We start from the raw sequence: 13484 nt of genomic DNA on the forward strand, positions 1-13484 counted from the left end.
GGCGCCGCTCCGACCGTTCCGACCGCCCACCGAAAGGAACTCCGTGCGTACGCGTCATGTCTTCCACGCCGTCGACTCCCACACCGAGGGCATGCCCACCCGGGTGATCACCGGAGGCGTCGGTGTCATTCCCGGCGCCACGATGGCCGAGCGCAGGCTCCACTTCATCGAGCACCTCGACCACCTCAGGACGCTCCTGATGTTCGAGCCGCGCGGCCACGCGGCGATGAGCGGCGCGATCCTCCAGCCGCCCACCCGCCCCGACGCCGACTACGGAGTCCTCTACATCGAGGTGTCGGGCCTCCTGCCGATGTGCGGCCACGGCACCATCGGGGTCGCGACCGTCCTCGTCGAGACCGGCATGGTCCCGGTGTCCGAGCCCGTCACCACCGTGCGGCTCGACACCCCGGCGGGCCTCGTCTCCGTGGACGTCCTGGTGGAGGACGGCGTCGCGAAGTCCGCCACCTTCACCAACGTCCCCGCCTTCAGCGTCGGCCTGGACCGCGCCGTGGACGTCCCCGGCTTCGGCAAGGTCGTCTACGACCTCGCCTTCGGCGGCAACTTCTACGCCTTCGTCTCCCTCGACGACCTGGGGCTGCCCTTCGAGCGCGAGCGCAAGGACGACCTCCTCGCCGCCGGGCTGGCGATCATGGACGCCATCAACGCCTCCCCGGACCGGCCCGTGCACCCCACCCAGTCCGAGATCGCCGGGCTGAAGCACGTCTACCTCACCGCCCCCGGCTCCGACGCCACGCACTCGCGGCACGCGATGGCCATCCACCCCGGCTGGTTCGACCGCTCCCCGTGCGGCACCGGCACCAGCGCCCGGATGGCCCAGCTGCACGCCAGGGGCGAACTCCCGCTGGACCGCGACTTCGTCAACGAGTCCTTCATCGGCACCCGGTTCACCGGCCGGCTCACCGCCGGGACGGAGGTCGGCGGCTTCCCCGCCGTCATCCCGACCGTCACGGGCCGCGCCTGGATCACCGGCACCGCCCAGTACTTCCTCGACCCGGACGACCCCTTCCCCGGAGGCTTCCTCCTGTGATCACCGACATCTCCACCCTCGTCTCCCACAACCCCGCGGACCCGGACGACGTGCTCGTACGCCTCACCACCCCGGGCGCCTTCGCCGCCGCCGACGCCGTCGAGCGGGCCCGCACCGCCCAGCCCGGCTGGCTGCGCGGCGGGGCCGCCGCCCGGTCGGCCGCCCTCGGCGCGGTCGGCGCCGCCCTGGAGGCAGCGGCCGAGGAGCTGGCCGACCTCGCCGTGCGCGAGGTCGGCAAGCCCCTCAGCGAGGCCAGGGCCGAGATCGCCCGCGCCGCCGCGATCTGGCGCTACTACGCCCAGGCGCCGTACGAGCCCACCGGCGCCGTCCACGAGACGGCGGCGGGGCCCGGACTGCTCCTGAACCGGCGCCGCCCGCACGGCGTGGCGGGACTCGTCACGCCCTGGAACTTCCCCTTCGCCATCCCCAGCTGGAAGGCCGCCCCGGCGCTCGCGGTCGGCAACACGGTCGTCCTCAAGCCGGCGCCCGAGGCCACCGCGTGCGCCCTGCGGCTCGCGGAGATCATCGAGCAGGCGCTGCCGGAGAAGGTTTTCACCGTCCTGCCGGGCGGGGCCACCGAGGGCAACGCCCTCGTCTCGGCCGCCGACGTCGTCTCCTTCACCGGCTCCACCCCCGTCGGCCGGGCCGTCGCCCGCGCGGCGACGGCACGGGGCATCCCCGTGCAGGCCGAGATGGGCGGTCTGAACGCGGCGATCGTCCTGCCCGACGCGGACATCGCCCAGGCGGCGGCGCACATCGCCGGGGCCGTCGCGGGCTTCGCGGGCCAGAAGTGCACCGCCACCAGCCGGGTCGTCGCCGTCGGCGCGGCCCTCGACCCCTTGCGCGAGGCCCTCTCCGAGGCCTTCCGCGCGATCCGGGTCGGTGACCCCGCGGACCCGGCCACGGTCTGCGGGCCGCTCGTACACGAGAGCGCGCGCGACCGGGTCGCCGAAGCCTGGCAGGGGCTCTCCGCGCTCGCCGGAGCCACCGTGCCCGCCAGGGCCGGCTGGTTCGCCGACCCGACCCTGGTGGAGAAGGTCCCGCCGGGCCACCAGCTGCTCAACGAGGAGGTGTTCGGGCCCGTCGCGGCCCTGCTGCCCGCCGACGACCTCGCCCACGCGGTACGGATCACCAACTCCGTCCCGTACGGACTCGTCACCTCGGTCCACACGGCCGACCTCAACGCGGCCCTGTACGGACTCGACCTCGTCGACACCGGCATGATCCGGATCAACGCCCCGTCCACCGGCGTCGACTTCCACCTGCCCTTCGGCGGCTCCAAGCAGTCCGGCCACGGCCCGCGTGAGCAGGGCAGGGCGGCCCTGGAGTTCTACACGTCGTCCCGCACGTACACCCTGGCCCCCGCGGGCTCCGCGGCGTGACATCGTACGGTGGTGACGCCGGCCGAACCGAAGGGACCACCACCGTCATGGGGCACCTGACCCATCGCGACCTGAACGCCTCCCGCGAGCGGCTGCGCGACCAGGTCGCCCACGCCCTGCGGGCCGCCCTGATCTCCGGGGAGCTGCGGCCCGGCGTGGTGTACTCGGCGCCCACCCTGGCCGAGGACTTCGGGATCTCCGCGACCCCCGTCCGCGAGGCGATGCTCGACCTGGCCCGGGAGGGCCTGGTCGAGCCCGTCCGCAACAAGGGGTTCCGGGTCACCGAGGTCGACGGGCGCGACCTCGACCAGTTCACCGAGATCCGTGCGCTCGTCGAGATCCCGACGGTCGTCGACATCACCCGGTCCGCCGCCCGCGAGGACCTGGAGGCGCTGCGCCCGGTCGCCGAGGAGATCGTGCGCGCCGCCCGCGAGCACGACCTCATCGGCTACCTGGAGGCCGACCGGCTCTTCCACCTGACCCTCCTCGGCCTCGCGGGCAACGAACGCCTGGTCGAGACCGTCGGTGACCTGCGCAAGCGCTCGCGGCTCTACGGGCTCACCGCCCTGGACGAGAGCGGGAACCTGATCCCTTCGGCCGAGGAGCACATCGAGCTCCTGGACCTGATGCTGGCCGGGGACGCCGAGGGCGCGGAGGCCTGTATGACCCGCCACCTGGGCCATGTCCGCTCGCTGTGGGCCAAGGACGACGGACCGGCCGGAGCCTAGGGCGGAATACGTCCGCCCGACCCGGGCGAACGCCTCGACGGGGGACCCCCGATCCGCGAAACTGTCGCCAACAGGCCTTCAATCAGGCGCCGTTGGACAGATTTCGTGCATCTACGGGGGAGAACATGTCAGGACTTGCCCTTCGCTGGTCGGCGCGCGTCGCGGGTGCGGTGGCCGGAGCGTTACTGGTCACCGGCGGTACGGCCGGCGTCACCTTCGCGGCCGACACCGACCGCACGGCCGTCGCCGCGGCCTACCTTCCCACGGTCGACATCGGCAACACCTTCGCCGTGGTCGCGACCACCCACCCCGACACCGTCGGCTGCAACGGCTACAAGGTCGTCGGATCGGGGACGTCCACCGGCAAGCCGCTCACCAACGGCGGCACCTGGACGCAGGACGAGGAGGCGTGCACCGCGACCGTCCCCGGCAAGTGGGACATCAGGGGGACCGCGACGATCACCGAGCCCGACGGCGACAAGCTCAACCTCAGCTACCGCCTCAGCGCCCCGCTCACCGCGGACACCCTGGTCTACCCGACCGGCACCTTCACGATCACCGGCGGCACCGGCAACTACGCCTTCGTCCGGGGCAGCGGCAAGATGAACGCCCGGGTCAACCTGCTGGACCACGACCACGTCAGCAGCACCCTGCTCGGCGACATCGAGTACCTGGGCTGAACCGGCCCCTCGTACGCCGTCCTTCTCGCCGCGCACCTTCAGGGAGCCGCACCATGAAGAGCACGATGCAGGACCGGGAACTGCTCGTCCGTGACATCCTCACCCACGGTCGGCGCGTCTACGGGGACAGCCGGGTGGTGCGCTGCGCCGACGGGCCTGCCGCCCGGTCCACGCAGACCTTCGCCGACATCGCCGGACAGGCCGGACAACTGGCCTCCGCACTGGCCCGGTTGGGTGTGCGGACCGGCGAGCGGGTCGCCACCCTCGCCTGGAACACCCCCGAACACCTGGTGGCCTACCTCGCCGTACCCAGCATGGGCGCCGTACTGCACACCCTCAACCTCCGCCTCCACCACGACCAGTTGGGCTATGTCGTCGAGCACGCCGAGGACGCCGTCCTCCTCGTCGACGCCACCCTGCTCGACATGCTCGTCCCCCTGCGCGACCGGCTGGGGAGCGTACGCCACCTGGTCGTCATCGGTGACGCGCCGGAACCGGACCTGCCCGCGCACATCGCCGTGCACGACTGGCACGCGCTGCTCGCCGCCGAGCGCCCCGGCTTCGACTGGCCCGACCTGGACGAGCGGGACGCGGCGGCCCTCTGCTACACCACCGGCACCACCGGCAACCCCAAGGGCGTGGCCTACAGTCACCGCTCCATCGTCCTCCACACCCTCGGCGTCTCGGGCGGTTCGGGCTTCGCCATGCACGACGGCGACCGGGTGCTGCCGATCGTGCCGATGTTCCACGCCAACGCCTGGGGCTGGCCGTACTCCGCCTGGCTGGCGGGCTCCGACCTCATCATGAACGGCCGGCAGCTCCACACCCCCGACCTCGCCCGCATCATCAACGAGGAGCGGCCCACCGCGGTCGCGGCGATCTGCACCATCTGGAACAGCCTCGTGCACCACGGCGAGCGCCACCCGCTCGACCTGAGCGCCGTAAGACTCGCGGGCTGCGGCGGCGCGACCCCGCCGCGCGCCCTGCTCACCCGGCTCAAGGAACGCTACGGGGTCCGTCTCAAGCAGGGCTGGGGCCTGACCGAGACCAGCCCCCTGGCCACCTTCGCGGTCCCCCCGCACGACACCCCGGACGAGGACGAGGTCGGCTGGCTGGCCAAGAGCGGCCGGGTCATGCCCTTCGTCCAGGCGCGGCTGATCGCGGAGGACGGCACCGAACAGCCCTGGGACGGCACCTCCGTGGGCGAACTGGAGCTGCGGGGACCCTGGGTCACCGGGTCGTACTTCAACACCGAGGAGTCCCCGGAGAAGTTCCACGACGGCTGGCTGCGCACCGGCGACCTGGGAGTGATCGAGCCGGGCGGCTGGGTGGTGGTCAGCGACCGCCTCAAGGACGGCATCAAGAGCGGCGGCGAGTGGATCTCCACCATCGAGCTGGAGAACGCGATCATCGAGCACCCCGCCGTCCTGGAGGCGATCGTGGTCGGCGTGCCCGACCCCCGCTGGGAGGAACGACCCCTGGCCTGTGTGTCGTTGGTGCCGGGAGCCGACGTCGACGGCGACGGGCTACGGGCGTTCCTCACCGGGCGGGTGGCCCGCTGGTGGGTGCCCGAGCGCTGGTCGTTCGTGGACGCCGTACCCAAGACCAGCGTCGGCAAGTACGACAAGCGGGCGGTACGGGCGCTGCACGCGGAAGGGGCACTGGACGTCTGGGTCCCGGGTGAGCCCGACGGGCAGGCGCCGCCCACGGAGTGAGCGGCCGAGCGGCGCCCCGGACCACCCGGGGCGCCGCTCACCGGGGGCCCCGGGTTCGCCGGGGCGCCTCCGTACGCCCAGCCGATTCCCGTACGGCCCCGGATCGCCCCGGGGCCCCCGCACGCCCAGCCGTTCCCCGTACGCCTCAGGCAGCCGTGAGGCGCGCCGCCTCCGCCAGCAGCTCCCGCTGCCCGTCGGGGCCGAGGCCCAGCTCCCGTACCAGCCGGAGCGTCAGGACGAGACGGGCCTGCATCGTCCGCTCGGGATCCAGGTGCTCACCCGGCGCCGAGCCCGCGTTCAGACCGTCGGTGAACAGCCGCCCGAGGACCGCCGCGTCGAAGTCCTCCGCGCCCGCCTCGAGGGAGCCGAGGAACTCCGCGACGTACCCGTCGATCTCCTGCCCCGTCGCGCCCCGCGGGAAGCGCTGCCGGACCGCGATCCCGAAGGCGGCCCCCACCGCCTTCCCGTAGTGCGCCCCGGTGGGATCGAGGGAGGCGGACTTCTGCGCGAACCCGATGAAGTCGAACGCCAACAGGGCGCCCAGGACGTCGAGTTCATTGATCTCGGTGGCGGTGTCGATGTCGGTGGTCATGACGGCTCACCTTCTGCCGTGGGGGAGGTGGTCGTGGTGCTGCGGGCGGCGGAGACGACGGCCGCCGCGACGTGCTCGGCGTCCCGGCCGACGAAGCCGATCAGTGCCGAGCCACGGGTACGCATCCGGTACAGCCCCAGGTAGTGGCTGCCGGGCGACGCCCCCAGGCCCTCCGTCTGCCGGGGCTGCCCGGACTCGTCCAGCATCTCCGGGTCGAGCCAGCTCCAGTCGGTGCGGAAGCCGGTCGCCCAGATCACCGTGGACGGCTTGACCCGCTCGCCGTCCGCGGCGACCAGCTCGGCGCCCTCGGCCGCCGTGATCCGGCCCACCGTCCGCAGCTCGCCCGCCGCGGCCAGTTCGGGCACCCGGTCGCCCACGATCGGGTCGGGCGCCCGCATGTTCACCGGGAGGCTCATCACACCGATGACGCTCATCCACCAGAACATGTCCCGCCCGAGGACGGTCTGCGGCAGCGGCGGCGAGACCTTGTCGCTGCAACTGAGCACCACACTGTGGGTCCCGGCCAGCTCCGCGGCTATCTGCCGCCCCGAGTTGCCGTCGCCGACGACCACCACGGTGCCGGACGGCACCTGGGCGGGGCTCCGGTACTCGCTGGTGTGCAGGGTGGGCACGTCCGGGCTCAGCCCGGCGGCGAACTCCGGCAGCCGGGGCGTGCCGAACGGGCCGGTCGCGATCACGACCTGGCCGGCACGGCACACGCCGTGCGCGGTGGTCAGCAGATAGCCGTCACCGTCGGCGCGCAGCGACAGCACCCGCTGGTCGGTGAGGACCGGAAGGTCGAACCGCTCGACGTAGTCCCGCAGATACGCCACCACCTCGTCCTTGCCGGGGTAGTGCGCTCCCTCGCCGGGGAAGGGCAGGCCCGGCAGCCCGGAGAACTGCGCCGACGTGAACAGCGTCAGCGAGTCCCAGCGCCGTCGCCAGGTCTCCCCGACCTCGCTCCCCGCGTCGAGGACCACACACCGTACGCCCGCCTGCCGCAGGTGGTACGCGGCGGCGAGGCCGGACTGGCCCGCTCCGATGACGGCGACCGGCACGTCGGCCGGCAGGGCGCTCATCGGCCCGCTCCGGCGCTGTTCCGGTCGGCCTGATCTATTCGCATTCCGTTCGTCCTCGTTTCTTGGACCTGGACCCGCGAGGCCGGCACGACCGGCCCCGCGGGGTCCGGCCGGGCCGCTTGCGAGGCGGCCCGGCCGGTTCGGATCAGTGGGCGTCGACGGCCCGGTGGGACCCCGCGCCGGTCACGGCGGCGTCCGGGTCGCCGTCCAGTGCCCGGCGCAGCTCACCGGCCAGGACGCGCAGCCGCTCGCCGCGCATCACCGTGTAGTGGTCGCCGGGCACGTCGACGAGCGTGGCGTCGCCGGGGAAGAGCTCCATCCAGCGGGCCGCCGTCTCGGGCGTCGCGCCGCCGTCCGCCGCGCGCAGGGACAGCACCCGCCCGGCGAAGCCGCTGGGCGTGTGGCTCAGCAGGGCCCGGTAGTTGCTCCGGAACCGGTCGGCGATACGGCTCAGCGTCCCGAGGTCGATGTCCTCGGACAGCGCCCCGGCGGCACGTGCCTCCGTGTGCAGCACCTCCACCGGGGGGCGGCCGTCGAAGGCCTCGGGCGGCAGCTCCCAGCTCACCCCGGCCAGCCCCGCCAGGTCCCGGGCGAACCAGGACAGCAGCACCTCGTCGGAGACGGGCGTCCCCCCGGCCGGTCCCGGATCCACCATCAGGTCGATCACGGCGAGCAGTTCCACCTCGGCACCCGCCGCGGTGAGCTGGGCCGCCATCTCCAGGGCGATCACCCCGCCCATCGACCAGCCGCCGAGCCGGTACGGGCCCTCCGGCAGCGCCTCGCGGACCGCCGAGACGTAGTGGGCGGCCATGTCCGTGACGCTCGACAGCGGGGCGTCCGGCAGCTGGAGGGCGTAGAACGGCTGCTCCTCGCCGAGGAGTTCGGCGAGTTCCGCGTAGCAGAGCACGTCACCGCCGACCGGGTGGACGAAGACCAGCGGAGTCCGCGAACCGGTGGTGCGCACCGGCACCAGTGCCGTCCGCCCCTCCTCGCCGCTGCCGGCCTCCCGAACCGCCCGGGCGAGCAGCTCGATGGTGGGCCGGGCGAAGAGGCTGGACAGCGGCAGGCTGCGGCCCAGACCGCGGGCGATCCTGGCCATCAGCCGTACCGCGAGCAGCGAGTCCCCGCCGAGGTCGAAGAAGCTCGCCGTCACCCCGATCTCGGTCAGACCGAAGAACTCCGACCAGATCTCCGCCAGCCGACGTTCCACCTCGTCGCGGGGGGCGACGAACCCGGCGCCCTCGACCGCGACCTCGTCGGGCGCGGGCAGCGCCGCCCGGTTGACCTTCCCGTTGTCGCTGAGCGGCAGCTCGTCCAGGACGAGGACGCGCTGCGGCACCAGATGCGGCGGGACGACCTCGCGCAGCGCCTCGATGACCTGCTGCTCGCTGTCCTCGCGCCCCTCGTCGAGGACGACGTACGCGATCAGCCGCTTGGGCCCGTGCTGCTCGCCCGCCGCGACGACCGCGGCGCACCGCACCCCCTCGCACTGGGTGAGAGCGGCCTCGACCTCGCCCAGCTCGATGCGATAGCCCTGGATCTTCACCTGGGAGTCCTGCCGGCCGAGGAACTCGATGGAGCCGTCCGGCAGGAAGCGCCCCAGGTCACCGGTGCGGTAGAGGCGCTCACCGGTCACCGGGTGGTGCAGGAACGCGGCGCGGGTCTTGGTCTCGTCGTTGAGATAGCCACGGGCCAGCCCGACCCCGGCGATGTAGAGGTCGCCGGGCACCCACACGGGGCAGGGCCGCATGGCGCCGTCGAGCACATGGAAGCGCTGGTTACGCATCGCCTTGCCGTACGGAATGCTCACGCAGTCGTCGTCGACCTCCCCGATGGGGTGCAGGATCGACCAGATCGACGCCTCCGTGGCGCCGCCGAGGCTCCACAGCCCGGCGTCCGGCAGCAGGAGCCGTATCCGGCCCGGCAGGGTCACCGGGATCCAGTCCCCGCTCATCATGACGAGCCGCACCGGCAGCCCGGTGAGCCCGTTCGCGAGGGCGTGCTCGGTGAACATCTCCATCAGCGCGGGCACGCTGTTCCAGACGGTCACCCCGTGCTCGGCGACCAGCTCCGCCCAGCGGGCGGGCTCGCGGTGCGCCGCCGGTTCCGGCAGCACCAGGGCGCCGCCCACCGACAGCAGACCGAACACGTCGTACACCGACAGGTCGAAGTGCATCGCGGAGAGGCCGAGGGCCCGGTCCGCCGCCGTGACGCCGTAGCGCTCGTTGACGTCGACGATCGTGTTCAGGGCCGCGCCGTGCTCGATCATCACGCCCTTGGGCAGCCCGGTGGAGCCCGAAGTGAAGATCACGTACGCGAGGTCGGACGGCTTGGCACCGGACTTTCCGAGCGGACGCTCCTCACCCGCGTCGTCGGTCCGCACCACGGTCCTGGCCACGCCCTCCGGCCAGTCCGCCGTGTCCTCCACCCACGGCTGGGTGACGACCCGGCCGATCCCGGCACTGCCGAGCAGGACGTGCAGCCGCTCGACCGGCACCCGGGCGTCGATCGGGACGTACGCCGCCCCGGCCCGCAGGATCCCGAGGGCCGCGACGACCTGCTCCCAGCCCTTGTCCATCACGATCGCCACCAGGTCGCCGGGGCCGGCTCCCCGGGCGCGCAGCGCGTGCGCCACCTGGTTGGACCTGCGGTCGAGGTCCGCGTACGACAGGGTCAGCGCCCGCGAGATGACGGCGGGCGCGTCGGGCGTGGCCGCTGCCCGGGCGAGCACCGCGTCGTGCAGCAGCCCGTCGGGCACGGGCCCGTCGGTGGCGTTGGCCTCGGCCCGTACGTCCAGGTCGGCGGCCGGCAGGAGCGCCGGCCTCGGGCGCTGCCAGGCCGAGGGGTCCCGGGACAGCTCGTGCAGCATCCGCACGTAGGCGTCGAACATGGCGTCGACACAGCCCGCCGGGAACAGCTCCTCGATCACGTCCCAGTTGAGGACCAGCTCACCGGCCTCCTCGACCGCCTGGTGGTCCAGCCACACCTGCGGGGTACGCACCGAACTGCTCACCTGGCGGCCGTTCTCACCGAGGCCGGCCAGATACTGCACGACTCCGCGCCGCTCGGTGTCCTGCTGCCCCGCGAAGTTCACCAGGCTGGTGAAGACGACCGGTGCGGCGGCCCGCACCGAGCCGCCGCGGGCCCGGTTCAGCTCCCTCAGCACCTGGACGCCGCTGACCTGGCTGTGCTCCATGTCGCTCCACAGCCGGCTCTGGACGTCGGAGGCGCGGGCGGCGAACGCGTCGTCGGCCGAGTCGCGGATCTCCAGCATCAGCGTGGTGGAGAAGTTGCCGATGACATCACCGACCTGCGGGTGCAGCGGCATCCGGTTGAAGTAGAGCAGGTTCAGCGAGAAGTCGGGCGTGGCGCTCCACTCCGCGATCACCTGCGCGTACGCGGTGCACAGGGCGGCGGAGGGGCTGACCCCGGCTGTCGCCGCATGCCGCTTGAACCGGGTCCAGTCCTCCTCCGGGAGCGTCGCGCCCCGGTGGGTGAACACCGGCTGCTCCAGACTCGACGGGCTTACCGCCAGCGGCAGTTGGGGCGCGAGCGGCAGGGTGTCGAGCCGGTCCCGCCAGTAGGCGAGCGCCCGGTCGTACTCGGGTCCGGTCTCCTGGGCGCGGGCCTCTCGTACGTAGTCCCGGTAGCGCAACTCCAGTTCGGGCAGCGTCTCGCCCCGGTAGTGCGCGGCCCACTCCTTGAACAGGATCGATGTGCTGAACCCGTCGATGACGAGGGCGTCGAAGCCGGCGTGCAGCCGGATCGTCCGCTCGTCGGTCCGGGTCACCCGCACGTCGAACAGCGGCCAGCGGGCGGTGTCGAACACCTGGTGCCGCATCTCCTCGTGGACGGCGGTGAGCGCGGCCTCGCGCCCGGCGGCGTCCAGCGCGGAGACGTCCGTCTCGCGGATCACGTACGCCGGGACCTCACGCAGTACCCGCTGCTCGCCCTCGGCGGTGAAGACCGCCCGCAGCATGTCGTGCCGCTCGATCATCGCCCGGAGGGAGGCACCGAGCCGGTCGAGGTCCACGTTCTCCAGGTCGATCTCGATCTGGAAGTAGGTGGAGGTGTTGCCGAGTTCGAAGGCGTCGCCACGGCCCACCAGATAGGCCTGCTGGAGGTCGGTCAGGGCGAAGGGCTCGTAGCGCCCGGCGTCGTCGGCCGCTTCGGCCGGGCCGTCGGCCTGTGGGCTCTCGGCCCCCTCACCCGTCTCCGAAGGCGTTTCGGCCTCGGTCCCGAGCGTGGCGAGCACGTCCTTGGCGATGTCCTCGGTGCTCCGGCCGTTGAGGAACGCCGTCATCGGCAGCAGGACGTCGAACTCCTGGTTCAGCGTCGTCCGGATCTTCATCGCGATCAACGAGTCCAGACCGAGCGCCTGCAGGGACTGCCCGGCGTCGAGCCGGGACGCCGTGGTGCCCAGCGCCTGGGCGACGGTACGGGTCACGAGGGCCCGTACCGCCTCGGGCGTGGGGGCCGCGTCAACGGCCGGGTCCATGCTCGCCGCCGGGGCGGGAGCCGGGCTCTCCGCCTTCGGGACCGCGACCCGCCCGCGCGCTGCGGGCGGCACCGCCGTCGCGGATACGGGTGCGGCCACGGCCTCCCGTACGCCCATGGGTCCCGCGCCGGGGCCCGCCGCCGGGCGGGTCAGAGCGGGGGCGAACCTCACGCCGTCCGCCTCGGCGACCAGCCTGCCGTGCGCGCCGACGAGCCGGATGCGGGCCCGCGTGCCGTCGTCGAACAGTTCGGCGTGACATCGCAGCAGGTCCAGGGGGCCGCTGCGCTGGTAGTGGACGAAGCGCTCCAGGCCGACCGGCACGAGCGCCGGACCGTCCGTGGGGAAGCAGGCCAGCGCGGTCTGGAACATCGCGTCGACGAGCCCGGGGTGGATCAGATACGGGTCTGCCTCGCCGGGCACGGCGGCCCGCAGCTCCGCGGTGGCCTCACCCCGGCCCAGGCGCAGTCGCTCCACCCAGCGGGCGGCGGAGCCGAGGTAGAGGGCGCGCCGCCACAGCAGCCGGTACAGCTCGTCGCCGGTCAGCTCGCGGCCCGAACCGACCGGGGCGAGCGTCACCGTGGGCGCGGCGCACGCGCCCGACCTGACCCGCCCCTGCGCGTGCAGCTGCCAGCCGCCGGCCGAGTCCTGGGCGTAGTAGCGGAACGTGCCGTCGTTCACGACGAGTTGGGCGTCGTGCTCGCCGTCCGGAGACCGGTCGGTTCCGACCGGGTCCAGCACCAGGTCGACGGGCACGTCCAGGTCCTCGACGGTGACCGGGCCCGGCCCCGCGAGTTCGGTGACCGCCTCGATCAGCGACTCCACGAACACACCGGCGCTGACCACCGGCCGACCGCCGACCACATGGTCACCGAGGCAGGGGTGCGCCACCGGGTCGAACCGGGGGGCGAACTGCGCCTGAGCGAGCGGCGACGACGGAAGCCGTACGCCCAACAGGTCCACGGGTGACGCAAGTTCGGCCGCAGGACGGGACGCGCCCTGCGGGGCGGCGGCGGCGGGTGTGGTGTCCAGCCAGAAGTGGCTGCGCTGGAAGGGGTACGAGGGCAGCTCGACGGTGTGGGCGCCGTACGGGGCGAGGACCGTCGGCCAGTCCACCGCGACACCGTGCGACCAGGCCTCGGCGGCGGACTCCACGAACCGCTCAAGACCGCCCTTGTCGCGGCGGAGCGTGCCGACCGCCGCGCCCCGGTCGCCCAGCGTCTCCGAGACACCCTGGACGAGGACGGGATGCGCGCTGACCTCGACGAACACCGTCTGCGGTGTGGCCAGTCGCTCCACGACCTCGGCGAGCCGCACCTTGCTGCGGAGGTTGCGGAACCAGTAGGCCCCGTCCAGCTCGGCCGTGTCGAGCACACCGCCGGTCACCGTGGAGTGGAACGCGATCCGGCCCGAGCGCGGGGCGACGCCGGCCAGCTCGTGCGCGAGGGTGTCCCGGATCTCCTCGACGTGCGCGGAGTGGGAGGCGTAGTCCACCGGGATCCGGCGGGCCCACACCCCCGAGGCCTCGCACTGGCTGAGCAGCTCCTCCAGCGCCTCGGGCTGTCCGGCGACCACGGTCGAGTTCGGGCCGTTCACGGCCGCGACCGAGATCCGCCCGTCCCACGGGGCCAGCAGTTCCTCCGCCCGGGACTCCGGGACGGCCACCCAGCCCATGCCGCCGCCGCCGGAGAGGACGCGGAGTGCCTTGGAGCGGAGGGCGACGACGCGGGCGCCGTCCTCGAGGGTCAGTCCGCCGGCGACGACG

8 protein-coding genes are annotated in these 13484 nt (G+C 73.1%); 5 read left to right on the top strand and 3 right to left on the bottom strand.

What is annotated here, in order from left to right:
- Positions 1 to 43: 43 nt before the first annotated feature.
- The 5 genes from ABT154_RS28550 (at position 44) to ABT154_RS28570 (ending at position 5553) form a co-directional block, all read left to right on the top strand.
- Entirely contained in the window at positions 44 to 1048 is a 1005-nt protein-coding gene (locus ABT154_RS28550) for a proline racemase family protein (protein ID WP_351860457.1), read from the top strand.
- A complete protein-coding gene (locus tag ABT154_RS28555) occupies positions 1045 to 2430 on the top strand; it encodes an aldehyde dehydrogenase family protein (RefSeq protein WP_351860459.1) in 1386 nt (461 codons plus the stop codon). Before ABT154_RS28550 ends, ABT154_RS28555 begins: the two co-directional genes overlap by 4 nt.
- A gap of 47 nt (positions 2431 to 2477) precedes the next feature.
- Positions 2478 to 3158, top strand: a complete 681-nt coding sequence (locus ABT154_RS28560) for a GntR family transcriptional regulator (protein WP_351860461.1) — start codon at positions 2478 to 2480, stop codon at positions 3156 to 3158.
- Between the two features lie 125 nt (positions 3159 to 3283).
- Positions 3284 to 3838, top strand: a complete 555-nt coding sequence (locus ABT154_RS28565) for a hypothetical protein (RefSeq protein ID WP_351860463.1) — start codon at positions 3284 to 3286, stop codon at positions 3836 to 3838.
- A gap of 53 nt (positions 3839 to 3891) precedes the next feature.
- Positions 3892 to 5553 (top strand): long-chain fatty acid--CoA ligase, encoded by a 1662-nt coding sequence (locus ABT154_RS28570; RefSeq protein WP_351860465.1) that lies wholly within the window; start codon positions 3892 to 3894, stop codon positions 5551 to 5553.
- Between the two features lie 145 nt (positions 5554 to 5698).
- Here the strand turns inward: ABT154_RS28570 and ABT154_RS28575 are convergent, their stop codons facing one another.
- The 3 genes from ABT154_RS28575 to ABT154_RS28585 form a co-directional block, all read right to left on the bottom strand.
- A complete protein-coding gene (locus tag ABT154_RS28575; RefSeq protein ID WP_351860467.1) occupies positions 5699 to 6145 on the bottom strand; it encodes a hypothetical protein in 447 nt (148 codons plus the stop codon).
- Positions 6142 to 7224, bottom strand: coding sequence for a flavin-containing monooxygenase (locus ABT154_RS28580; protein ID WP_351860468.1), 1083 nt, complete (start codon positions 7222 to 7224; stop codon positions 6142 to 6144). Before ABT154_RS28580 ends, ABT154_RS28575 begins: the two co-directional genes overlap by 4 nt.
- Positions 7225 to 7369: 145 nt before the next feature.
- Positions 7370 to 13484, bottom strand: a 6115-nt coding sequence (locus tag ABT154_RS28585; RefSeq protein ID WP_351860470.1) for a non-ribosomal peptide synthetase, incomplete at its 5' end; no start/stop codon positions are given.

Source organism: Streptomyces sp. NPDC001728 (assembly GCF_040297565.1).
GTDB lineage: Bacteria > Actinomycetota > Actinomycetes > Streptomycetales > Streptomycetaceae > Streptomyces.

What these genes read in the sequence shown, in the direction of transcription:
- ABT154_RS28560 (WP_351860461.1), top strand. Translation starts at nt 2,478, where the DNA reads ATGGGGCACCTGACCCATCGCGACCTGAACGCCTCCCGCGAGCGGCTG.
- ABT154_RS28570 (WP_351860465.1), top strand. Translation starts at nt 3,892, where the DNA reads ATGAAGAGCACGATGCAGGACCGGGAACTGCTCGTCCGTGACATCCTC.
- ABT154_RS28565 (WP_351860463.1), top strand. Translation starts at nt 3,284, where the DNA reads ATGTCAGGACTTGCCCTTCGCTGGTCGGCGCGCGTCGCGGGTGCGGTG.
- ABT154_RS28580 (WP_351860468.1), bottom strand. Translation starts at nt 7,224, where the DNA reads ATGAGCGCCCTGCCGGCCGACGTGCCGGTCGCCGTCATCGGAGCGGGC.
- ABT154_RS28575 (WP_351860467.1), bottom strand. Translation starts at nt 6,145, where the DNA reads ATGACCACCGACATCGACACCGCCACCGAGATCAATGAACTCGACGTC.